We start from the raw sequence: 23,652 nt of genomic DNA on the forward strand, positions 1-23,652 counted from the left end.
GTTGCCGCGGTTTGCGGGTTGATTGCAACACTCGTTCTGTATCGATCCACGGAAGCGCGCAGCCAGTACAAGACCGCCTGATATTGCGGGCTTCAAAACTAAAAATCCCTCGCGAATGAATGGCGAGGGATTTTTGCTTGTGAGCTCAATGGTTTTGAAGCCGCTCGCGCTTTACGAAGCACCTATTGCGCTCGCCACGCGCCCAATCACGTCGTCCCATGCACCGGGTTTCGGTTGCCGGAACAAGCGGGCTTTCGGATACCACGGGGTTGATGCGGTGTCGATACCCCAGCGCCAGTCCGCGGCGAACGGCAGCATCAGCCATAGCGGTTTTCCCAGCGCGCCGGTCAGGTGGGCGAGGGCGGTATCGACTGACACCACGCCATCCAGCCGATCCACGATCGCGGCGGTATCCGCGAAATTCTCAAGCTTGCCCTCGAGCCGCTGAATGAAGCGCGCGCGCGGATGGGTATCGAGGAACGCGCGCTCTTCGTCTGTCAGCGCGGGCTGCAGCACAATCCAGTCGATGCCTTCCAGCCTGAACAACGGTTCGAGCACGCCAAGCGGCGCCGAGCGTGTTTCGCCCGGTTGAATGCGTCCGGACCATGCAATACCCAGCTTGCGTTTCGACTGACCGCCGAGCGAGCCGCGCCACTTCTTCCGGTACGCAGTCGGTACCACGAGATACGGCGTGCGTGCCGGCACCTCCTCGGCATTCGATACACCCAGTGCCAGCGGCAAGCTCAGCAACGGCGAGAACGCGTGTGCATCGACGGGCGTGGTTGCATTGGCCCGGCTCATCAGCAAGACGCCCGCCGTGTGCGCCGCCGGCTCCAGCAGCGCGACGAGTTCGGGCTGCACTTCCAGCACGATCTGGCCGACGAGCTTGGCCGCGAAGGGGACGAAACGGACGAATTGCAAGGTATCGCCGAAACCTTGTTCCGCCCGAATCCACAGCGTCTGGCGCGGCAGCGGTTCGCCCTTCCAGCTCGGCGTTGAGGAGGGCAGCGTGATGCCCGGCGTGTGCAGGCGCCACTCGTAGGCGGCGAGGCCCCGCATGTAATCGCCTAGTGCCAGCAGCGTCAGCGCCCGGTTCAGATTTGCAGCGACAAGGCCGGGATCGAGGCGCAAAGCCTGCTCGAAGGCACGCAGCGCAGGTTTGTGTGCACCGAGCGCCAGATGCGCATTACCGAGGCCAACCCATGCAACGCCGTATTTCGGATCGAGCCCGACCGCGCGCTCGAATTGCGGCAACGCTGCCTCGTGCGAGCCGATCCCCGCAAGCGCATGACCCAGGCCAAAATGCGCCGGCGCGAATTGCGGGTGCATGCGCAGCACTTTCTGGAGCACCGGCACGGCTTCGTGCGGACGGCCGACGGCATCGAGGAGATTGCCCAGGTTGAAATGCGCCGCGACATAGTTCGGTTCGGCGGCAATCGCGGCGCGGAATTGCTCGATCGCGCCGTGGGTGTCGCCGAGCGTATTGAGCGCCATGCCGAGATTGTTGTGCGCGCCCGCGTGGCCGGGACGGATCTGCAGCGCACGGCGGAATGCCTTCGCGCCTTCTTCATAGCGGCGCATGCCGAGCAGCGCATTGCCGAAGTTGTTCCAGATCGCGGCGTCCAGGGGCTGCAGGCGCAGCGCTTTTTCGAAGGCGTCGGCGGCGTCTTCGTGGCGGCCAGCCGCCGCGTACGCATTGCCCAGGTTGTACTGCGCAAGCGAAAAATCGGGTTGCAGATGCAGCGCGTTGCGGAATCGCTCAATGGCGTCGTCGATCCGGCCCAGCGCTTTCAGCGCGTTGCCAAGGTTGAGCTGCAGACCGGCGTCGGCGGGGCGCAGGTCCACTGCGCGACGCACCAGTTCGGCTGCTTCCGCGTGCTGGCCCTGTTGATGGCGCAGCACGCCGAGCAGGTGAAGTGCGTCGACGTGGGAGGGCTCAGCGGCAAGCGCGGCCTGATAGTCGCGTTCCGCTTCGGTGAGGCGGCCATCGCGATGCGCCGCGAAGCCACGCGCAAAAACTGTATCCATTGAGGAAAATCGAATGCAAACGCCGCATTTTTACACACGTTCGCCGCCGATCACGAATTTTGCGTTGACGCACCCGGATTCATTTCTGTAACATATGAACACTTGTTCAAGTGTTGGCTGGTCTATTTTGTCCTCTCCCTTTGTAGCAACCGATGAGCGGGTTGTCCCGCTCGCTGACCTGTTCCGCCTGCTGGGCGATCCCACGCGCTTGCGGATTGTGCTGACGTGCGTTGACCGGCGCTGCGCGGTGGGGGCAATTGCGGAATCGCTGGGATTGTCGGCGTCGCTGGTCAGTCATCACCTGCGTTTATTGCGGGCGGCGCGGATCGTACGCGCCGAGCGTGAAGGCAAGCAGGTTTTCTATCTCGCCGCCGATAACCACATCAGCGGCATGCTGGCCGAATTGCTCGAGCACGTCGCCGAGCCGCAGGCCGACTTCCGACCGGATAACGAATAAATGGAACCTCAATCGAAGCACCCGCACGAGCACGCGGATGGTCATGAGCACGACCATGACCACGACCACGCTCATGACCATCATGACCACGGCCACAAGCATGAGCCGAGTCACGTGCATAACCACGGCGCCGGCGGACACCATCACCATCACGCGCCGCAAGCAGGACAGGGCCGTGCGTTCGCGATCGCGGTCGGGCTGAACATGCTGATCGTGGTGGTGCAAGCCGTGTACGGTTTCATCGCTCATTCCACCGCGCTGCTCGCCGACGCGGGCCACAATCTCTCCGATGTCCTCGGCCTGCTGCTCGCCTGGGGCGCTGTCTGGCTCGGCACGCGCAAACCGTCGGAGCGCTACACCTTCGGACTAGGCAGCTCGTCAATCCTTGCATCGCTCGCCAATGCCGCGCTGCTGCTGTTCGCGTGCGGCGCGATCGTGCTCGAAGCCGTGCAGCGCCTGCTGAATCCTGCGCCTGTCGCGGGGCTGGATGTGTTTATGGTTGCAACGCTCGGCATGGTCGTGAACGGTTTCTCGGCATGGCTCTTCATGCGCGGCAGCAAGGAGGACCTGAACGTTCGCGGCGCCTTCCTGCACATGGCTGCCGACGCCGGTATCTCCGCGGCGGTTGCCATCAGCGGCCTCGTGATCCTGTTCACCGGCGCGAACTGGCTCGATCCGGTCATGAGCATCGTGGTGGTCGGCGTGATCGTGGTGGGCACGTGGGGCCTCGGCCGCGACGCCATGCGCCTCGCGATGGGCGCGGTTCCGCCGGGCGTGGACAAGCCGGGTATCGAACGGTATCTGGCGGGTGTGCCGGGCGTCACCGACGTCCACGATCTCCACGTCTGGGCGCTGTCCACCACGGAGAACGCAATGACGGCGCATCTGGTGATGCCGGACGGCCATCCCGGCGATGTTTTCGTGGACGGCATCGTGGCGACCCTGCGCCGCGATCACGCGATGAACCACGCCACGCTTCAGGTGGAGCGAGGCACGACTGAGCATCGTTGCGCGCTGCACGAACGTTCGCCCGCGCAGCCTCAGGCCCACACGCATTGAGTGAGCGATTGCGTGAGCGGTCGTTTGGACGAGACGACCGGCGTACACTTGGCAGTGTGCAGTTTGAGGGAGACGCGCATGCTCGCGCAGACGCCGAATCGACACAAGGTCCTCGATGTGCCGCCGGTTCTGATCGCCGGCGCCGGTCCGACGGGCCTCGCCGCCGCGATGAGTTTGTCCCGTGCCGGTATTCCGGTGCGTCTCATCGACAAAGCCCCCGAACCTTCGCCGTGGTCGCGCGCCATCGGCATCCAGGCACGTACGCTTGAACTTTTCGAGCAGCATCGGCTGGTTGAGCCGTTTCTCGAACTCGGGCATCGGGCGCGTGTCGCGAACCTCTATTCGAACGGTCAGCGCCTCGCGCGGCTCGACTTCGATCCCTTGCAAACGCGGTATCCGTATCTGCTGTTCCTCGATCAATCCGTCACCGAACGCCTGATGACGGAGCACCTTGCGTCGTTCGGCGTACGCGTTGAACGAGGCGTGGAATTGATGCGTTTCCGGCAAGGATCGGCGGGGCTGGAGGCGGCTCTGCGGCATCGGAACGGCGCCGAAGAATCCATTCGCCCGTCTTATCTGATCGGCGCGGATGGTGCGCACAGCACGGTGCGGCATGGTCTGGACATCGAGTTCATCGGCAAGACCTTCGAGCAAACTTTCCTGCTCGCCGATCTTCAGGTCGACACCGAATGGCCCGACGACGAATTCCATATCTTCGCGTCCGGCGAGGGAATTGCGACCTTGTTTCCGATGGGCGGCGGCCGCGCGCGCCTGATCGCGGACAAGCGCGCGACGTCCGGCGCGACTGCGGATGACGCCGCGAAAAGTCTGGAAGAAATGGGGGCGCCGACGCTCGACGATTGCCGCGCAATTATCGAGCGTCGCATTCATCATCGTGTGACGGCGACGAGCCTCCAGTGGTCGTCATGTTTTCATCTGAATAACCGGATGGCCGACCAACTGCGCTCAGGCCGTATTTTTCTCGCCGGCGACGCCGCGCATGTCCATAGTCCGGCCGGCGCGCAGGGCATGAACACGGGCATTCAGGAGGCGTTCAACCTCGGCTGGAAGATTGCGCGGATGCTGGCCGGGGTCGCGCCGGATCGCTTGCTGGATACGTACCACGACGAGCGTCATCCGATCGAGCGCGAAGTGCTGCGGCAATCCAGTTTCATGACGCAAATGGCGGCTGCGGAGCATGGGCCGATGAAGCTGATCCGCGATCACGTGATGCCTGCGTTATCGGCGATCGGCCCGTTGCGCGATGCCGCGCGGCGCACGGTCAGCGAGTTGTCGATCCAATACCGGCGCAGTCCGCTTACGCTGGATCGCTCGCTCGACGGCGGTCCGCGAGCGGGCGACCGCGCGCCGGACGCGTGGGTGCATGTGTTGGATGGTCCGCTCGGACGGGCGCCGGGCGTGGGCTGTCTGTTCGATCTCCACGATCCGGCGTGTTTCTCGTTGTTCCTGCTCGTGAGTCCGTCGCCGGAAGACGATATTGCGCTGGCGCCCGCGACGCTCACCATCGCGCATGCTGTACGCGACAAGGATCTGGACGAACTGGCGGTGTTGGTGGAAGAAGTGTTGCCGAATACCGTGCGCGTGTGGCGTATCACCGATAACGACAGCGACAGCGCGCGCTCGCTGACCGATGCGTACGGGCGCACGCGGCCGTGCTTTTATCTCGTGCGCCCGGATGGATATGTTGCCGCGAGAGGGCGTGCGCCGTCGGATACGCAGGCGCTGCTGCGGCATTGCGAAACGTGGTTTGGTTCGACGCAGCCGCGAGGGGAGGAGTGAGGGGGGGTTAGGCGATGACCTTCATCGGGGGCAATGCAATAGCTTCAGAAATCAGCGGTCCTCACGCTGGCTGAAAATACGCACCACACCTATCTCATTGCGCGACAAGTCGAACTCAAAGCGTATCTCGTACCTGCTCACGAAAGCCCTTCGAATGTCTGCCGGCGCAAACTGCGGTAACGCCACGGCGAGACCGGGGTTGTTCGCGACGAAGTCAGCTCCGTCGATCAACTCAATAGTGCTCTGTGCGGCTACGCTTGGGTTATTGAGAGCGATGAAGTCATGCAAGCGTTTCAAATCGTCCAGCGCCTCCTGGGACCATGTGATGTTAAGCGCCACGCTTCGATTTCGGTAACGGCAGAGGTTTATCCGTGTTCAAGCTCTCGGCCCACGCTTTTACCTCAGCGTGAGGAATGCCCGCGCCGGCGCGTAGGCTCGCCATACCGTCACGGGTTAAGCGATCACGCGTGTCTTCGAGCTCAACAAATTGTTCGAGCGCTTTGCTGATCAACCAACCGCGTGGCCGATCCAGCCTTTTCGCGAGTTCGTCTACGCGCTCCGCCAGCACGTCGTCCACGTGCGCAGTCATTGTTCGAGGCATAGTGCCTCCTTAATCAAGTTTAATCGGCATGATTATAGTCGATTAAACTTGATTAAAGGTTGACGAAAAAAATGGACCGCCCGAGGAGGTCCATTCAGGAAAGTGTCGGTACCAGCTATGCCACCACCCCCGCCGGCGTCAACGCCACCCGATGTTTCGTCAGCGCTTCCACCACGATCGGTTCAAGCTCGGAAGCAATGCCCGGATCGTCCAGCCCGTTGAGCAGCGCAATCCGCATCCGGGGCGCCCAGAACCGGTGAATGTGATCGGCGACGCCATCCACCGCTTCTGCACGATCCGGCATCGAATCGAAGAATTCACCGATCTGGTTCGCCATCTCGACCAGGCTGTTCACATCCATGATTATTTCCCCGACGACGTCACCGTCGCTTCTGTCGAATCACGCAACTGGAGAAACTCCAACTGCTGCGTATTGAAGCGCGAATAATCCTTCTGCCATTGCGACGGCTGTTCCACCGGCATGACCTGCACGGCCGTCACTTTGTACTCGGGACAATTCGTGGCCCAATCGGAGGAGTCGGTCGTGATCACGTTCGCGCCGGATTCAGGGAAGTGGAACGTCGTGTACACCACGCCCGGCTGCATCCGCTCAGTGATCTTCGCGCGCAGCACGGTCTGCCCGGCACGCGATTCGATCCCGACCCAGTCGTCCGCCTTGATACCGCGCTCTTCAGCATCATGCGGATGAATCTCCAGCCGGTCCTCTTCGTGCCAGCGCGAGTTCTCCGTACGCCGCGTCTGCGCGCCCACGTTGTACTGCGACAGGATGCGGCCCGTCGTCAGCAGCAGCGGATACTTGCGCGTGACCTTCTCCGGCGTCGCGATGAACTTCGTGATGACGAAGCGGCCCTTGCCGCGCACGAATTCGTCGATGTGCATGGTCGGCGTGCCGTCCGGCGCTTGCGCATTGCATGGCCACTGGATGCTGCCGAGTTCATCGAGGCGTTTGTACGACACGCCGGTGAACGTGGGCGTGAGGCGCGCGATCTCGTCCATGATCTGCGACGGATGCGTGTAGTTCATTTCATAACCGAGCGCGCGGGCGAGCTTGATCGTCACTTCCCAGTCGGCCAGACCCGGCAGTGGGGGCATGACCTTGCGCACGCGCGAGATGCGGCGTTCGGCGTTGGTGAACGTGCCATCCTTTTCGAGGAACGATGAGCCTGGCAGGAATACGTGCGCGTACTTGGCGGTCTCGTTCAGGAAGATGTCCTGCACGACGATGCATTCCATCGACGACAAAGCCTTCGCCACGTGCTGCGTATTCGGATCGGATTGAACGATGTCCTCGCCCTGGCAGTAAAGGCCAAGGAAGCTGCCGTGAACGGCGGCATCGAACATGTTCGGAATGCGCAGGCCCGGCTCCGATTGCAGCTTGACGCTCCATGCGTCTTCGAACAACGCGCGCACTGCCGCGTCGCTGATATGACGATAACCCGGCAGCTCATGCGGGAACGAACCCATGTCGCACGAACCCTGCACGTTGTTCTGACCGCGCAGCGGATTCACGCCCACACCTTCGCGGCCGACGTTGCCGGTAGCCATCGCGAGGTTCGCGATACCCATGACCATCGTCGAGCCTTGCGCATGTTCCGTCACGCCGAGGCCGTAGTAGATCGCACCGTTGCCGGCGTTCGCATAAATGCGCGCGGCTTCGCGCACCGATTGCGCCGGCACGCCGGTAACGGCTTCCATGGCTTCGGGCGAATTCTCTTCGAGGGCGATGAAGTCGCGCCATTGCTGGAACGCACGCGTGTCGCAGCGCTCCGCGACAAATTCTTCCTTCACCAGGCCTTCGGTCACGATCGTGTGCGCGAGCGCGTTGACCATGGCGACGTTCGTGCCGGGCCGCAACGCCAGATGATGCGACGCCTTCACGTGCGGGTTATTCACAATATCGATACGGCGAGGATCGACCACGATCAGTTGCGCGCCTTCACGCACACGCCGCTTCAGCCGCGATGCAAACACAGGGTGGCCATCGGTCGGATTCGCGCCGATCACTACGATCACATCGGCTTTTTCGACGGACGCGAAGGTCTGCGTTCCGGCCGATTCCCCCAGTGTGGTCTTCAGGCCATAACCGGTCGGCGAGTGACAAACACGGGCACAGGTATCGACATTATTGTTGCCGAACGCCGCGCGCACGAGCTTTTGCACGAGGTAGGTTTCCTCGTTCGTGCATCTCGACGATGTGATCCCGCCAATCGAATCCACGCCATGCTTGTCCTGGATGCGACGGAATTCGCTGGCCGCGTACGAGAGCGCTTCGTCCCAGCTCACTTCGCGCCACGGGTCGGTGATCTTTGCGCGGATCATCGGCTTGGTGATGCGGTCCTTGTGCGTGGCGTAACCCCATGCAAAGCGGCCCTTGACGCATGCGTGACCATCGTTCGCCTGGCCGTTCTTGTTCGGCACCATGCGCACGACTTCGCTGCCCTTCATCTCGGCCTTCAACGAACAGCCGACGCCGCAATACGCGCACGTTGTCACGACCGAATGCTCGGGCTGGCCGAGCATGATCACGGTTTTTTCCTGCAGCGTCGCGGTCGGGCAAGCGGCCACGCACGCACCGCATGACACGCATTCGGATTCCATGAACGGCTGGTTTTCACTCGCGGCCACGCGCGATTCGAAACCCCGTCCCGCGATAGTCAGTGCGAACGTACCCTGCGTTTCCTCGCACGCGCGCACGCATCGATTGCAGACGATGCATTTCGACGCGTCGTAGGTGAAATACGGATTCGATTCGTCCTTCTTGTCCTTCAGGTGATTCGCACCTTCGTAGCCGTAGCGGACTTCGCGCAAACCGACCACGCCGGCCATGTCCTGCAATTCGCAGTCGCCGTTGGCGGGGCAGGTGAGGCAGTCGAGCGGGTGATCGGAGATATACAGCTCCATCACGTTCTTGCGCAGCGACTGCAGCTTGTTCGTCTGCGTGCGCACTTTCATCCCGGCTTCCACGGGCGTGGTGCACGACGCCGGATACCCGCGCTTGCCTTCAATTTCAACCAGGCACAGACGGCACGAGCCGAACGGCTCAAGCGAATCCGTCGCGCAGAGTTTCGGGACGTTGACGCCGGCCTCGATCGCCGCGCGCATCACCGACGTCCCGGCCGGCACCGTGACGGACGTACCATCGATGTCGAGCGTCACGTCGATATCCGCGTGACGCAGCGGCGTGCCGTAGTCGGTATCGTCGAAGGGGTCGCGCAGTTTCGTCTTGCACGCGCAATTGCCGGAACCGCAGGATGAGTTGGACATGCTAAAGCTCCTTTTTTTAAGCCGCTTTCTGCGACGGCTTTTTGGAGAGACCGAAGTCTTCAGGGAAATGGTCGAGTGCCGACAGCACCGGATACGGCGTCATGCCGCCCATTGCGCAGAGCGAGCCGGACACCATGGTGTCGCAGAGATCGCGCAGCAAGGTGACCTGTTTCGGCGAGGTGTCTCCTGCACGGATCTTCGCGATGACTTCAACACCGCGCGTTGAACCGATTCGGCACGGCGTGCATTTGCCGCACGATTCGACGGCGCAAAAGTGCATGGCGTACTGGGCGAGATCGGCGAGATTCGAGGTGTCGTCATGAATCACGATACCGCCGTGTCCGACCACCGCGCCAACTGCCGCATAAGCTTCGTAGTCCATGGGAATATCCCACTGGCTTTCCGGAAGATAGGTGCCGAGCGGGCCACCGACTTGCGCGGCGCGTGCCGGCCGGCCGCTTGCCGTGCCGCCGCCATATTCATAGATCAGCTCACGCAAGGTCACGCCGAACGCCAGCTCCACGAGGCCGCCTTGCTTCACGTTGCCGGCAATCTGGAACGGCAGCGTGCCGCGTGAGCGGCCCATGCCGAAGTCGCGATAAAACGCCGCGCCCTTGGCGAAAATGATGGGTACGGTCGCCAGCGTAATGACGTTATTGATCACCGTCGGCTGGCCGAACAAGCCGACGAGCGCAGGCACCGGCGGCTTCGCGCGGACCACACCGCGCTTGCCTTCCAGCGATTCCAGCAACGCGGTTTCTTCGCCGCAAACATATGAACCGGCGCCCTTGGCCACTTCCAGTTCGAAGACCTTGCCGCTGCCAAGCACGTTGGCGCCGAGCCAACCGGCGTCGCGGGCTTTATCGATAGCGCGATTCAGCGTCGCGATTGCATGCGGATATTCGCTGCGTACATAAATATAACCCTTCGTCGCCCCGGTCACGATCCCCGCGATGATCATCCCTTCGATCAACATGTACGGATCGCTTTCCATGACCAGCCGGTCCGAGAATGTGCCGGAATCGCCTTCGTCGGCGTTGCAGACGATGTATTTCTGCGGCGCCAACGCGGCCCGCACCGTGCGCCATTTGATACCGGCCGGGAACGCTGCGCCGCCGCGTCCGCGCAGGCCTGACTCCAGCAACGCTTCGCAGGCCGCGGCGCCGTCGGTTTCGAGTGCTTTGCGCAAACCTTCGAGGCCGCCGTGCTTCACGTAGTCATCGGTGGAAAGCGGGTCCGTGATGCCGATACGCGCGAACGTCAGGCGTTGCTGTTTGGCGAGCCACGGCAAGGTGTCGACTACACCGAGACGCTTTTCATGCGCGCCGCCATTTATCAGGCCGGCGTTGAAGAGGGCGGCGACGTCGTCTTCATCGACATTCGAATAACCGATACGGCCTTCCGCCGTCTCCACTTCGACCAGTGGTTCGAGCCACAGCATGCCGCGCGAGCCGTTGCGCACGACTTCGACTTCACAACCGCGTTTTTCAGCTTCAGCCGCCACGGCTCGCGCGACGCGATCAGCGCCGAGCGCGAGTGCCGACGAATCGCAAGGGACGTAGATGCGCGTCATACCAGGTCCTCCGCGCTCGCGCGCGCCGCTTCATACAAGCGCTCGAACTTCTGCGGCGTGACGCGGGCATGCAGCTCGCCGTTGATGGTCATCGCCGGCGACAGCGCGCATTGCCCGAGGCAATACACGGTCTCGAGCTCGGTATCGACTTCATGACCGGAATCGAACTTGCACCCGGTATGCCCTTCGATATGCGCCGCCAGCGCCTCCGTTCCCATGCTTCGGCAGGCCTCGGCGCGGCACAACTGCACGGTCACGCGCGCGGGCGGCTCCGAGCGGAAATGGTGGTAATACGTGATCACGCCGTGCACTTCCGCGCGCGACAGCGACATGGCCTGAGCGAGCGGAGCGATGACATCGGCGGGAATGTAGCCGGCTTCGTCCTGAATGGCGTGCAACACGGCGAGCAGCGACGCACCTTTTTTCAGATGGCGCGCGACGCGCTCATCGGGCGTGACGGCCGGCTGATTCTGGTGGCGCTGGTTTTGGTGCTGCTGAGGCATTTGGGTCATGTGGGGAGTCTCCATGGCTCGCTATATGTTTTGTTGCTGCATATATCGGTCTTATAATCTGTTGCAACGAGCCCGTGATATGCAAGATACGAGGCTAACCGGCCGATGGCAATAGGAACTGAAGGTACATATGATCGATGTCGAATGTCGTACGGAACTCGTCCTGCGCGACGCGGCGGGCCGCGAAGCCAGTCTCAGCGCGGCCGTGCCGCTTTTACTGCTGGTTTCACAGACCGGCAGCATTGCGCAGGCCGCGTCGGCTAAGGGTTTGTCCTATCGGCACGCATGGGGTCTTTTGCGCGATATAGAGACGCGGCTGGGCGGCGCGCTGATCACGAAGTCACGGGGGCGCGGGTCGGTGCTGTCGGACTTGGGCGAGGCCGTGCTGCGGGCGCAGCGGTTGTCGAACGAGCGGCTCGACGGGCCGCTTCAGGCGTTGGCGAGCGAGGTGGCCGGCGAGCTGAACCGGCGGCTGTCGCGCCCGGTGAGCCAGATCCGGATTCACGCGTCGCACGGGTATGCGGTCGCGGCGCTGGTGGGTGCGCTGGCCGCGAAGCATATCCCCGCCGACATCAAATACCGAGAGAGTGCGGAAGCCGTCAGCGCGCTCGCGCGCGGCGAGTGCGAGCTGGCCGGTTTCCATTTGCCGATCGGCGAATTCCGCGCGAGTTGCGCCGAGATATACCGCCCTTGGCTGGACGCGGGGCGGCATCGGCTGATTCACCTGACGCGGCGTACGCAGGGCTTGTTTTTGCCGAAGGGCAATCCCAAAGGGATACGCGGCCTGCACGATCTCGCCCGCGACGACATCCGCTTCGTCAACCGTCAGCCCGGCTCGGGCACGCGCATGCTGCTGGATCTGGCGCTGCGCAAGATCGGCGTGGACCCCGCGACAATCAACGGCTACGCCACGGCGGAACTGACCCATTCGGCCATCGCTGCGTTCGTCGCGAGCGGCATGGCTGATCTTGGTTTTGGCGTGCAGCCGGCCGCGCAGCAGTTTGCGCTGGACTTTATCCCGGTGATCGATGAGGACTACCTGTTCGCGTGCGATCGCGACAAGCTCAACGACGCGGGGCTCGGCGGCTTGCTGGAAGTGCTGCGCAGCGACGCGTTCCGTAACAGCGTGTCGCATCTGGAGGGGTATGACCCGATTTTTTGCGGGCAACTGGTGGAGCTCGAGGCGGCGCTCAGCGGGGCGACTGGAAACGCGTGGTAACCATTTGGACCGCGCCTGTCCGGCCGATCTGAAGCCTTACGTTTAGAATTACGTTAACCTGATGGTTAGCGGGGAAGGCCGGTGGTGTTGAGCGGGAGGTTTTGTTGCCATTCAGCATGCCGCAGATGCCGCTGATCAAACGTTTAACCGCGTCCGTTTTACTCACTGTTATTGCCGCCATGAAATTGCTTTTGAGCGTTGCCGCGTTGATCGCGTTCGTTGTTAGCGCCGTTGCCTTTGTGCCCGTCGCTTTTGCCCAGAATTCCCCTGGCGTTCCGGGTGGCATCCTGCAGGACCAGTTTCGCCTGAAAGAGCACCCTCAGTTGCAGTTTGCTGCTTCAGCGCCGACGGACAAGTATCAGAACGGCGTGACGGCAAAGCGCAAGCGCGGCGACCTGGGCGATCCGAACGGCTGTAACCTGCAGTGTCCGCCGGATCAATAAGCCGGCAGGTCTGCTGACAACGTAGTCCAGACTCGCACACGGCGGCTTGCGTCGAAGCCGCTGGTATGTCGCGTGCCATCGGCGCAAAACCGTCATACGAGTAGCCCGAAATAGCCGTCTGACAATACGGCTTGTCTTTGTCTTAGTTCTACCAAACAGCGTTAACCCTGCCTTTCAGCCTCCGCTTTCTGCCATGCCGGCGTCTTTTAAACGACTTCCCCGGCTCAACGTTTGTTACCCCTCATTACAGACCGAATAATGCTACTTGATGGCGGCGTGCAGGGGATGCGCTCGGGTATCTTAATGGTGCGTGCATTGAGCGGATCTCAATGACAACGTATTCATAATTTCATTAAAAACAATGAAGCGAGCCGGCCGACGTCCACGGCAGAGAACGGTGGACGAGGGGATGCGGATAAACACTTATCCGTATGACGGCATGGCCGCAATGGGACATTCGGATCGCCGAGGGGAAGACAACAAATGAGAATTCTTCAGGTCATTCTTGCACCTCGATTGTCCGGTGCGGAAGTGCTTGCGAAGGGCGTGGCCATTGGGCACCAGAAGGGCGGTCACGATGTCTGCATCACCTCGCTGATGCCCGAGCACGACGATTTCCAGCACATCAGCGCCGAATTGCGCGCAAACAATGTCGTATGTTTTTTCCCGCAGCGCTCACTTGGCAAAGTAGGGCGGCTGCTGTTCCTGCATCGTGCCATTCGTCGCTTCAAACCCGACATCATCTTTGCGCACGCCACCATTCCGGCCTTGTATGTGCGCGCTTTGCCTACGCGTGTGCCGATCGTCTGGGTCATGCATTCCGGCGCCAATGACTTCGCGAACAACGCGCTGCTATTTGCCGAGCGTTTGCTGTCGGGGCGCGCGAAGGCGGTGATCGGTGTCTCGCAGAAGAACATTGACGACTACGTGAAGGAAGTCGGTTCTCATCCCTCCATGATCGTGGTGCCGAACGGCGTCGATATCTCGCGTTTCGAGCAAGCGAGCGAGCCGTTGCCATCGACCGGTTTCAGGCAGATCGTCCAGATTGGCCGGTATATCCCCGAGAAGAATCAGTTGCAGACGGTGCAGGCGTTCGCACGGGTGGCCGCTGCGGAACCCGATGTGCGTTTGCTGCTGTGCGGCGTGATTGAAAACCTCGAGTATCACGCGGCCATCCTGAAACTCGTGGACGATCTGGCGCTGACGGATCGTGTGATGGTGGTCGGGCCGCAGTCGAATGTCGCGGAGATTTTGCGTGGGTCGCACGCGTTTGCGATGCCGTCGAGTTTCGAGGCGCACAGCATCGGGTTCCTGGAGGCGCTGGCGTCGGGAATTCCTGTGGTGGGCAATGCGATTCCCTCGTTTGCCTTCGCCAGTGAGTTCCCGGGAGTCGAACTACTCGATACCAGCGACGCCGATGCTTATGGCCGCGCGTTGCTCAATGCGTTGTCGCAGCCTAGAGCCACGCGGCCCCTTAATGGCTTGACGTTGCAGAGCACGGCTGACCGTTACCTGGCAATTGCCTGCGATGTCCTCAACCCACGGGTGGGGCTGAGTTGATTTAGTTGAATCGAATAGATTCGATTCGATTCGATGTAACACGCGTCGCCGGATTTTCGGCGGCGCGTTTTTGTTTGCGGCACCCCATAACGACCAGCATGATGCGTTCAGAGAAGAGCTGAAATCCCGGCCCACAGGCGGGAACAAACGCCGGGAGAGTAGTTGTCGATCATTGCCTGAATAGGTGCGTGATGTCCGTACGCTACCGTGGTCACGAGCAGGAGCCCCGCAGCAGCGGCAATTGGCCGGAACAGCTTCACTTTGGAGCGAGCCAATGGATGCACGAAAAGCGCCGCGACCACAGCGCCGAGCAGCCAGCCGGCAATGACTTCGGGAACGGTGTGGGCATAGTCGAAGACGCGGGCAAAAGCCGTCAGCACTCCGATCAGTAGTCCGGCCATGGCACCCATCCACGCGCTGCCGCCCGCACTTCGCCAGAGGAGGGCGATGGCGACCGTCCAAACGGCCGTCGACAGGGTCGTATGGCCGCTGATCACGCGAAACCCGATCGCGGAAATCTCGACTCCGCACCCGGCATACAGGATCTTGGTGATGCCGACTAACGCCATGCCGGCCGCTAGAAGCATCACCCAGCGCACGGCCAGCGTCTTATCGGAAAGCCTGAGCCAGATCGCGCATGTAAGGGCGACGGGTAGTGTCAACGCGGCGTCGCCGACATTGCTGATTGCAGTCCACATGAATTCTGTCAGATCAAAAGAGAGCGCCGCAGTTTAGCGCATCGCAAGAGAACGCTCGCGCGCGCTCACGCTCGGGTCAGGCAATAAAAAACCCCGCGAAGCCTTGCGGCCAGCGGGGTTTCAAATAATCCGGCACAAGTCCGGATGCGATATTGGTGGAGGCGGCGGGAATCGAACCCGCGTCCAGTAGCGCTCTACGACCAGTTCTACATACTTAGTTCTATCATTTGATTTAACCTGGCGACGCGGACGAACACGCTTCGCTTCGGCGATTCACTAAATTTTCGACCTTGGCGTCGTGACGCCGACAAGGCTTATCTGACGTATATGACCTCTCGCGGTATTGCTACCGGTCTTGCGACTCTAGTCCGTCAGTAAACTAGGGAGAGGCAGGCGGCCCTTAGGCTGCCAGTGCGAACGTTTCGTCGTTTGCAGTTACGTTTTTCCCATTGATTTACGAGGTGACGGGTCCTCGGTATGCCCTAGCCGCTTCGCAACCCCTGTCGAAACCAGGTCGCCCCCGAAGCATCAATCATTATCTCACAGTTTCGTCCGCATTTTTGCCGGAGAGCCTGACCGGACGGTCACGTCCGCCACTCGGCCCCTGATGCAAGCTACTGCACGTCGCGAAGCAGATGTTGCAATTCAATTGTCGTTTCCACCACATGATCCGCATGCCACCGGGTGGGCGGCAAATCCGTCCCGCAGTACCCGTAGGCGGCTGCGACCGTGACCATGCCGGCCGCGAAACCGGCCTGGACGTCGCGCAGGTCGTCACCGACATACACCACGCGCTCAGGCGCCTCCTCCATCAGTTCCGCGGCATGCAGCAACGGCGCCGGGTGTGGCTTGGAGTGTGGCGTGGTATCGCCACAAACGAGACAGGCCGCACGCTCAGCCAGCCCGAGCAGCGCCACCAGCGGTTCGGTCAGCCGCGTCACCTTGTTGGTCACAATGCCCCAGCGCACGCCGCGTGCATCGAGCTGATCGAGCAATTCGTCGATACCCGGAAACAGCGTCGTCTCGATGCACAAATCCGCCTCATAGTTGGCGAGAAACTCCTCGCGCATGGACGCGTAATCGGGATGTTCAGGCCCGATCTCGAATGCACCGGCAAGCAAACCGCGCGCACCCGCGGACGCCAACGGCCGCAAGGTCTCGAGCGGCCGCATTTCCAACCCGCGGTCATGCCGCATCTTGTTGACCGCGGCGACCAGGTCGGGGGCGGTATCGGCGATAGTGCCGTCGAGGTCGAACAGAACCGCGTGGCAGAGCTTGAGCCGCCTCTTGTCGATCTGACGCTCGGGCAGGGGCGTCGGGTCGTCGCTCATGAAGGTCCGCACAGGTTCGATGACGCTCGGAGGCGTGGGGTCGGCGTCACTTGGGTGTTCGTTCATGTCTGTTCCCGTCAGGCCACGCGACGGCAAGCCATCAGATAGTTGATGCTGGAGTCGTTGGAGAGACCGAAGCGCTTGCTGAGCGGCCGGTACGTAATCCCCTTGATCTCGACGATATCAAGTTGCGCAGAACGCACGTATTGCGCAAGTTCCGACGGCTTGATGAAACGCGCGTAATCGTGGGTGCCGCGCGGCAGCATCCGGGCAATGTATTCCGCGCCGATCACCGCGAACAAATACGCCTTGGCATTGCGGTTGAGCGTGGAGAAAAACACCCAGCCGCCGGGTTTGACGAGCGTTGCACACGCCTGAACGATTCCCGCCGGATCCGGCACATGCTCGAGCATTTCCATGCAGGTCACCACGTCATAGCTGGCGGGTTCGCGCGCCGCCAGCGTTTCGGCCGCGATCTCTTCGTATTCGACCTCGACGCCGCTCTCCAGGCTATGCAGGTCGGCCACGCCCAGCGCGCTCGACGACAGGTCCACGCCTTTCACCTTCGCACCGCGCACGGCCATCGATTCAGACAGGATGCCGCCGCCGCAACCGATATCCAGTGCACGTTTGCCCGGCAGATGGGCAAGAGCGTCGATCCAGTCCAGCCGCACGGGGTTGAGTTCGTGCAGCGGCTTGAATTCCGCATTCGGGTCCCACCAGCGATGAGCCAGCTCGCTGAATTTCTGAAGCTCGTGGGGATCGGCATTGATCATGTGCGGATAGCCTTGAAACATAAGGTCAGGAACGGTCAAGCACCAAGTATATAGGCGGTGGCGAGAGCCGGTAAAACACGGCAAGGGCGCAGTCCGGCCGGGCAGGGTGCGCTCGAGGCATCCAACGAGGACGCCCGGTGCATAAAAAAAGCCCCGCCGAAGCGGGGCTTTGATCCTGCGGCAATCTGTCGCGTATTACTGCGGCTGACGCGAGGTTCCAACAACTTCGACTTCCACGCGACGATCCGGTGCGAGGCAGGCGATAAGTTGCTTGCGGTTCTTCTGGTTGCAACCCGTGGTAACCGGGTTGCGCTTGCCCTTGCCTTCCGTATAGATACGGTTGGCTTCGATGCCCTTGCTGACCAGGTATGCCTTGACAGCTTGTGCACGACGCAGGGACAGGCGATCGTTGTACTTGTCCGAACCGATACGGTCCGTGTAGCCGGTTGCGACCACGACTTCCAGGTTCAGGTCGCCAATCTTCGATGCGAGGTCGTCAAGCTTTTCCTTGCCGCCCGGCTTCAGGATAGCCTTGTCGAAGTCGAACAGAGCGTCGGCTTGGTACGTAACCTTCTGGCTTTGAATAACCGGAGCCGGTGCCGGTGCGACCGGCGGCTGCGGTGCCTGGGCTACCAGCGCGCCATCGCACTTTGCGTTGGCCGTTGCCGGGGTCCAGAACGCGTCACGCCAGCAAAGCTCGTTCGTGCCGTTCATCCACACGTATTCGCCCGTGCCGTTCACCCAGTTGTCATTCACTGCCTGACGCGAAGCCGGGACCGATTGCGCCATAGCCGATGCAGCCATAACTGCGGTAGCTGCAATGAACGCGAGCTTTGAAAGTTTATTCATATTTCTCCTCTCGAAATTGAGATTACCGCAGGTTTACTGCGAGCCTTGTTGACAAAGACAAGTCATACATTGCTCGAAGTATAACATTACCGCGGAACAAAACGCTGTGTGTAGACTTCGAGCAGTGTCTAACTTTGTGCGTTCGCATTTTGCCATATCGTTCCCTTGCAACGAAAAAAATATCCCTGGCCCCCGCTTCCCGCAACCTTATGTGGTGCATGCGCAACAAGACGGGGCATAGGAATCGCAGGGTTTGATACGTGCGGAACCTGCGCACAATGCGTGCCACCCCGGAACTTTTTCCAAAAACCTCAATACATTTTTTTCGACGGTTTTTCGCGCGCTAATTGGCGGCGTCAAAACCCGTGAGGGCGAATGATAGCGGGTTAGTCTGACGTTTTCACTTTGTTCTGCGTGGGAAGTTGTAAGCTTTCGCTACTGATTGCTTCAGTGGCCCGCTCCATGCTGGTCATCGCTCGGCCTCGCGTCCGCCCCCTCCTGATCACCCTGTTTTGTCCCCCAATTTCCCGATCCGCATCCTGCCTGCTCTATGTATACGCAGCAGCCTCGGGAGCGGATGTCGCGCATGTTAGAATCGCGTGATGCGTTGCGTTCGCAATGCCGATGCTAAACGACGGTGAATCCGGGTAAAACGCCGCAAAAGAGGCTTTTATTCCGCGCCGGCGCCGCACAGTTCAAGACACGGATAAATGGATCAATTCGCTAAAGAGACCCTGCCAATCTCCCTTGAGGAGGAAATGCGCCGCTCATATCTCAGTTACGCGATGAGCGTGATCGTGGGTCGGGCGCTCCCGGATGTCCGCGACGGCCTCAAGCCAGTCCACCGTCGCGCGCTGTATTCCATGCACGAACTGAACAACGACTGGAATCGGGCCTACAAGAAGTCGGCGCGTATTGTGGGCGACGTCATCGGTAAATATCACCCGCACGGTGACCAGTCCGTCTACGACACCATCGTGCGGATGGCGCAGCACTTCTCGTTGCGCTACATGCTGGTCGACGGCCAGGGGAATTTCGGTTCGGTCGACGGCGACAACGCCGCCGCCATGCGCTACACCGAAATCCGCATGGCGAAGATTGGTCATGAACTGCTGGCGGACATCGACAAGGAAACGGTCGACTTCGGCCCGAACTACGACGGCAGCGAAAGCGAGCCGCTGGTTCTGCCGGCGCGCATCCCCAACCTTCTGATCAATGGCTCGGCCGGCATCGCCGTGGGCATGGCGACGAACATTCCGCCGCACAACCTGCGCGAAATCGTCGACGCCTGCATGCACCTGCTGAACAACCCCGAAACGACCATCGACGAACTGATGGAAATCGTTCCGGGACCGGATTTTCCGACGTACGGCGTGATTTACGGCGTCTCGGGCGTAAGGGACGGCTATCGAACGGGTCGCGGACGCGTGGTGATGCGCGCGACCACGCACTTCGAGGAGATCGACCGCGGTCAGCGGATGGCGATCATCGTCGACGAAATTCCGTATCAGGTGAACAAGCGCACGTTGCTCGAGCGCATTGCAGAGCTGGTGAACGAGAAGAAGATCGAAGGCATCTCGGACATCCGCGACGAATCCGACAAGAGCGGCATGCGCGTGGTGATCGAGCTGAAGCGCGGCGAAGTGCCGGAAGTGGTGCTGAACAATCTGTACAAGCTGACGCAGCTTCAGGACACGTTCGGCATCAACATGGTTGCGCTGGTCGACGGCCAGCCGCGCCTCCTGAACCTGAAGCAGATGCTGGAGTGTTTCCTGTCGCATCGGCGGGAAGTGTTGACGCGGCGCACTGTATACGAACTGCGCAAGGCGCGGGATCGTGGCCACGTGCTGGAAGGCCTGGCGGTGGCGCTGGCGAATATCGACGAATTCATCCGCATCATCAAGGCCGCGCCGACCCCGCCCATCGCGAAACAGGACTTGATGAACAACGCCTGGGACTCGGAAATCGTGCGCGAAATGCTGTCGCGCGCCGAAACCGAGGAATCCGGCGGCCGTCAGGCATACCGGCCGGAAGGGCTGAACCCGGCGTACGGCATGCAGGCCGACGGTTTGTACAAGCTGTCCGATGTCCAGGCGCAGGAAATTCTGCAAATGCGCCTGCAACGCCTGACCGGGCTCGAGCAGGACAAGATTGTTGGCGAGTACAAGGAAGTGATGGCGCAAATCGCCGACTTGCTCGACATCCTCGCAAAGCCGGCGCGGATTCGCGCGATCATCGTCGAAGAACTGGCGTCCATTCGTGCCGAATTCGGCGACGACCGCCGTTCGCGTATCGAACTGAATGCGACCGAACTGAACACCGAAGACCTGATCACGCCGCAGGAAATGGTCGTGACCATGTCGCACACCGGCTATGTGAAGTCGCAGCCGCTGTCCGAGTACCGTGCGCAAAAGCGTGGCGGCCGCGGCAAGCAGGCCACGCAGATGAAGGAAGACGACTGGATCGACACGCTCTTCATCGCGAATACGCACGACCACATGCTGTGTTTCTCGAACCGTGGGCGTGTTTACTGGATCAAGGTTTACGAAGTACCGCAGGGCTCGCGGAATTCGCGCGGCCGGCCGATCGTGAACATGTTCCCGCTGCAGGACGGCGAGAAGATCAACGTCGTGTTGCCGATCAAGGAATTCTCAGCCGATAAATACGTCTTCATGGCGACCTCGCTGGGTACGGTCAAGAAGACGCCGCTGGAAGCCTTCAGCCGGCCGCTGCGCAAGGGCATCATTGCAGTCGGCCTTGACGACGGTGATTTCCTGATCGGCGCGGCGATTACCGACGGCGAGCATGACGTGATGCTGTTCTCGGATTCCGGCAAGGCGGTGCGTTTCGACGAGAACGACGTGCGTGCAATGGGCCGCGAAGCCCGTGGCGTGCGCGGCATGCAACTCGAAGAAGGACAGCAGGTCATTGCGTTGCTCGTCGCAGGCGGCGAGAACCAGTCAGTGCTGACGGCGACCGAAAATGGCTTCGGCAAGCGCACGCCGATCGAGGAATACACCCGTCACGGCCGTGGCACGAAGGGAATGATCGCTATCCAGACGTCGGAACGTAACGGCAAGGTGGTCGCCGCAACGCTCGTCGAACCGGAAAGCGAGATCATGCTGATCACCAATACCGGCGTGCTGATCCGCACGCGGGTGTCGGAGATCCGTGAAATGGGCCGTGCGACCCAAGGTGTTACACTCATCAGTCTTGACGACGGTACCAAGCTGTCCGGCTTGCAGCATATCGCCGAGGCGGAAGTGGCAGTCGAACTCGACGCCGATCTGGAAGGTGACGCAGGCGAACCATCGGCCAGCGCCGCAGGCGACGCTGACGCTGACGCAGGTGACGGTGACGCAGGTGACACACCGGGCGACTCGTCGGAAGGTGATGAGGACAGCACGTCCTGACCCAATGTTCGCGACCACGCCTGTTCTGTTTCTGAAAGCTTGAATGGATAAGCTGCGCGACTTGAGCACATGCTGAGTCGCGCTGCGATGGAAACAAAAATTTTTTAAGGGAGTAATGATGCAAAAACAGTTTAAACAATGGATGTTGCTGGCTGCTTTGGTACCGGCTTTCGCATCGGCTCAATCGCTCCAGAGCCAAGCGACGGCGCCGGCTGCAGACGCAGCTACGGCGGCACCGGATCCGGCGAAGCAAGCTGCGATCAAGGACCTGCTGGACGCAATCGACGCGCAAAAGCTCGTCGGCGCCATTGGTAACAGCGCGCAAATGCAGTCGAAGCAACTGGTTCCGGCCATCCTGTCCGACGCTTTGAGCGAAAACAAGACGATGAACGACAAGCAGAAGCAAGCTGCCGTTCCTCAGCTCCAGAAGGACACGGTACCGAAGCTGGTTGATTCGGCAGGTCAGGTCTTCGCGACCGACTCGTTCCGTCAGGACGCCATGCAGGCTCAGTACGACGCGTATGCGAAGTACTACACCACGGCTGAAATCAAGGACCTGACGACGTTCTACAAGAGCCCGACGGGTCGCAAGTTCATCCAGGTTCAGGACCAGGTCGGTCGTGACGTGGTGAACGGTCTGATGCAGAAGTACATGCCGCAATCGATCAAGGCCACCCGCGCGCAAGCGGACAAGGAAGTGGCTGCCGTCAAGCCGATCAAGTAAGACAGGCTGCCGAAACCCGCCGCTGCCCACGCGGCTGTAGTTTGGCGGGTTTTCGGGACGGTGCGATAATGGCTGTTTGCGTTCAGACGCAAACAGCCATTTCTTTTTCGTGGCGCGGTTCAGACGTTATTCAGCGGTTTGTCGCTGGCGTTTGCCTCGCTGGCGTTCTCTTTATTGCGTCCGGTTTTTCGGGGTGTTTATCAGATGCGCGTTTTCAATTTCTCCGCTGGTCCTGCAGCAATGCCCGAGGAAGTACTCCGTCAAGCCGCTGACGAAATGCTCGATTGGCACGGTAGCGGCATGAGCGTGATGGAAATGAGCCATCGCGGCGCTGAGTTCATGTCGATCCATGAGGCCGCGCTCACTGATCTCCGCGATCTGCTGAAAGTGCCCGCGTCGCACAGGATCCTGTTCCTGCAGGGCGGCGGCATCGGTGAGAACGCGATCGTCCCGCTGAACATGCTCGGAGCGCGTAAAACCGCGGACTTTGTTGTGACCGGCTCGTGGTCGCAGAAATCGTTCAAGGAAGCGCAGAAGTACGGCACGCCGCACATTGCAGCAAACGGCAAGACGGAGCAGGGTTTCACGCACGTGCCGAAGATCGCCGAATGGCATCTTTCCGACGACCCGGCTTACGTCCATATCTGCACGAACGAAACTATCGATGGTGTCGAGACCTTTGAGATTCCCGATCTCGGTTCGGTCCCGCTGGTCGCGGACGCGTCGTCGCACATTCTTTCCCGCCCCATGGACATCGCGAAATACGGCGTGTTGTTTGGCGGCGCGCAGAAGAACATTGGCATGGCGGGCGTGACGGTCGTGATCGTGCGCGAGGACCTGCTCGACCGCGCGTTGGCTATCTGCCCGTCGGCGTTCGAATGGAAGACCGTCGCCGCGAACAATTCCATGTACAACACGCCGCCCACCTACGCCATCTATATTGCCGGGCTGGTATTTCAGTGGCTGAAAAAGCAGGGCGGCCTGGAAGCCATGGAAGCACGCAGCATCGAAAAATCGACGCTGCTGTACGACACTATCGACGCCAGCAGTTTCTATCTGAACAAAGTCGAGCGTCAGTCGCGCTCGAGGATGAACGTACCGTTCTTTCTCGCCGACGAATCCCGTAACGAAGCATTCCTGGCCGGCGCAAAAGCGCGCGGCCTGCTGCAGCTGAAAGGCCACAAGTCGGTCGGCGGCATGCGCGCGTCCATCTATAACGCGGTGCCGCTCGAAGCGGTGAAAACGCTCGTCGAGTATATGAAGGAATTCGAGCAGACCGGCGCCTGAAACAAGGACCGGCCTCCCATCCGATACTTGGCGCGCC

The 23,652-nt window shown here is 60.9% G+C and carries 20 protein-coding genes and 1 other RNA gene; 9 read left to right on the forward strand and 12 right to left on the reverse strand.

Features of this window, described 5'->3' with window-relative positions:
- Positions 1-171: 171 nt before the first annotated feature.
- The gene (locus tag AWB69_RS33975; protein ID WP_062091204.1) at positions 172-2,028 is read right to left on the reverse strand and encodes a tetratricopeptide repeat protein; all 1,857 of its coding nucleotides are present in this window, start codon (positions 2,026-2,028) and stop codon (positions 172-174) included.
- Positions 2,029-2,122: 94 nt separating this feature from the next.
- On the opposite strand from AWB69_RS33975, the gene AWB69_RS33980 reads away from it, so the two are divergent.
- The 3 genes from AWB69_RS33980 to AWB69_RS33990 all read left to right on the forward strand — a co-directional run bounded on the left by AWB69_RS33980 (position 2,123) and on the right by AWB69_RS33990 (position 5,344).
- Positions 2,123-2,485 carry an ArsR/SmtB family transcription factor gene (locus AWB69_RS33980; RefSeq protein ID WP_197500381.1) on the forward strand — a complete coding sequence of 121 codons (363 nt, stop codon included), beginning with the start codon at positions 2,123-2,125 and terminating at the stop codon, positions 2,483-2,485.
- Complete coding sequence (locus AWB69_RS33985) at positions 2,486-3,544, forward strand: cation diffusion facilitator family transporter (protein ID WP_062091206.1); 1,059 nt, start codon at positions 2,486-2,488, stop codon at positions 3,542-3,544.
- Between the two features lie 78 nt (positions 3,545-3,622).
- Complete coding sequence (locus AWB69_RS33990) at positions 3,623-5,344, forward strand: FAD-dependent monooxygenase (RefSeq protein ID WP_062091207.1); 1,722 nt, start codon at positions 3,623-3,625, stop codon at positions 5,342-5,344.
- Between the two features lie 51 nt (positions 5,345-5,395).
- On the opposite strand, the gene AWB69_RS33995 is transcribed toward AWB69_RS33990, so the two are convergent.
- The 6 genes from AWB69_RS33995 to AWB69_RS34020 form a co-directional block, all read right to left on the reverse strand.
- A complete protein-coding gene (locus AWB69_RS33995; protein WP_062091208.1) occupies positions 5,396-5,683 on the reverse strand; it encodes a type II toxin-antitoxin system RelE/ParE family toxin in 288 nt (95 codons plus the stop codon).
- Positions 5,673-5,921 (reverse strand): CopG family ribbon-helix-helix protein, encoded by a 249-nt coding sequence (locus tag AWB69_RS34000; RefSeq protein WP_231937323.1) that lies wholly within the window; start codon positions 5,919-5,921, stop codon positions 5,673-5,675. Before AWB69_RS34000 ends, AWB69_RS33995 begins: the two co-directional genes overlap by 11 nt.
- A gap of 139 nt (positions 5,922-6,060) precedes the next feature.
- Complete coding sequence (locus AWB69_RS34005) at positions 6,061-6,306, reverse strand: formate dehydrogenase subunit delta (protein WP_062091210.1); 246 nt, start codon at positions 6,304-6,306, stop codon at positions 6,061-6,063.
- Positions 6,307-6,308: 2 nt separating this feature from the next.
- Complete coding sequence (gene fdhF / locus AWB69_RS34010; protein WP_062091211.1) at positions 6,309-9,230, reverse strand: formate dehydrogenase subunit alpha; 2,922 nt, start codon at positions 9,228-9,230, stop codon at positions 6,309-6,311.
- 16 nt (positions 9,231-9,246) lie between these two features.
- The gene (locus AWB69_RS34015) at positions 9,247-10,803 is read right to left on the reverse strand and encodes a formate dehydrogenase beta subunit (protein ID WP_062091212.1); all 1,557 of its coding nucleotides are present in this window, start codon (positions 10,801-10,803) and stop codon (positions 9,247-9,249) included.
- A complete protein-coding gene (locus AWB69_RS34020; RefSeq protein WP_062091244.1) occupies positions 10,800-11,306 on the reverse strand; it encodes an NAD(P)H-dependent oxidoreductase subunit E in 507 nt (168 codons plus the stop codon). Before AWB69_RS34020 ends, AWB69_RS34015 begins: the two co-directional genes overlap by 4 nt.
- A 139-nt stretch (positions 11,307-11,445) precedes the next feature.
- Between AWB69_RS34020 and AWB69_RS34025 the strand changes: the two genes are divergently transcribed.
- From AWB69_RS34025 to AWB69_RS34035, 3 genes are all read left to right on the forward strand, one after another.
- Entirely contained in the window at positions 11,446-12,534 is a 1,089-nt protein-coding gene (locus AWB69_RS34025) for a substrate-binding domain-containing protein (protein WP_062091213.1), read from the forward strand.
- A 179-nt stretch (positions 12,535-12,713) separates the two neighbouring features.
- Complete coding sequence (locus AWB69_RS34030) at positions 12,714-12,977, forward strand: hypothetical protein (protein ID WP_062091245.1); 264 nt, start codon at positions 12,714-12,716, stop codon at positions 12,975-12,977.
- A 483-nt stretch (positions 12,978-13,460) separates the two neighbouring features.
- Positions 13,461-14,537, forward strand: coding sequence for a glycosyltransferase family 4 protein (locus AWB69_RS34035; protein ID WP_062091214.1), 1,077 nt, complete (start codon positions 13,461-13,463; stop codon positions 14,535-14,537).
- A 107-nt stretch (positions 14,538-14,644) separates the two neighbouring features.
- Here AWB69_RS34035 and AWB69_RS34040 read toward each other — a convergent pair whose 3' ends face one another.
- The 5 genes from AWB69_RS34040 to ompA all read right to left on the reverse strand — a co-directional run bounded on the left by AWB69_RS34040 (position 14,645) and on the right by ompA (position 18,191).
- On the reverse strand, positions 14,645-15,235 hold the full coding sequence (locus tag AWB69_RS34040; protein ID WP_062091215.1) for a phosphatase PAP2 family protein: 591 nt from the start codon (positions 15,233-15,235) through the stop codon (positions 14,645-14,647).
- 153 nt (positions 15,236-15,388) lie between these two features.
- Positions 15,389-15,757: a transfer-messenger RNA gene (gene ssrA / locus AWB69_RS34045) on the reverse strand.
- 92 nt (positions 15,758-15,849) lie between these two features.
- Positions 15,850-16,566 (reverse strand): phosphoglycolate phosphatase, encoded by a 717-nt coding sequence (gene gph / locus AWB69_RS34050; RefSeq protein WP_062091246.1) that lies wholly within the window; start codon positions 16,564-16,566, stop codon positions 15,850-15,852.
- A gap of 77 nt (positions 16,567-16,643) precedes the next feature.
- Positions 16,644-17,342: a bifunctional 2-polyprenyl-6-hydroxyphenol methylase/3-demethylubiquinol 3-O-methyltransferase UbiG gene (gene ubiG, locus AWB69_RS34055; protein ID WP_062091247.1), complete on the reverse strand. Its 699-nt coding sequence runs from the start codon at positions 17,340-17,342 to the stop codon at positions 16,644-16,646.
- 195 nt (positions 17,343-17,537) lie between these two features.
- The gene (gene ompA, locus AWB69_RS34060; protein WP_062091216.1) at positions 17,538-18,191 is read right to left on the reverse strand and encodes an outer membrane protein OmpA; all 654 of its coding nucleotides are present in this window, start codon (positions 18,189-18,191) and stop codon (positions 17,538-17,540) included.
- Positions 18,192-18,901: 710 nt separating this feature from the next.
- On the opposite strand from ompA, the gene gyrA reads away from it, so the two are divergent.
- The 3 genes from gyrA to serC all read left to right on the forward strand — a co-directional run bounded on the left by gyrA (position 18,902) and on the right by serC (position 23,615).
- On the forward strand, positions 18,902-21,604 hold the full coding sequence (gene gyrA / locus AWB69_RS34065) for a DNA gyrase subunit A (RefSeq protein ID WP_075644043.1): 2,703 nt from the start codon (positions 18,902-18,904) through the stop codon (positions 21,602-21,604).
- A gap of 118 nt (positions 21,605-21,722) precedes the next feature.
- Positions 21,723-22,328, forward strand: a complete 606-nt coding sequence (locus tag AWB69_RS34070; protein WP_062091248.1) for a DUF2059 domain-containing protein — start codon at positions 21,723-21,725, stop codon at positions 22,326-22,328.
- A gap of 204 nt (positions 22,329-22,532) precedes the next feature.
- On the forward strand, positions 22,533-23,615 hold the full coding sequence (gene serC / locus AWB69_RS34075) for a 3-phosphoserine/phosphohydroxythreonine transaminase (protein WP_062091249.1): 1,083 nt from the start codon (positions 22,533-22,535) through the stop codon (positions 23,613-23,615).
- Positions 23,616-23,652: the final 37 nt, after the last annotated feature.

It is taken from the genome of Caballeronia udeis, from assembly GCF_001544555.2.
GTDB lineage: Bacteria > Pseudomonadota > Gammaproteobacteria > Burkholderiales > Burkholderiaceae > Caballeronia > Caballeronia udeis.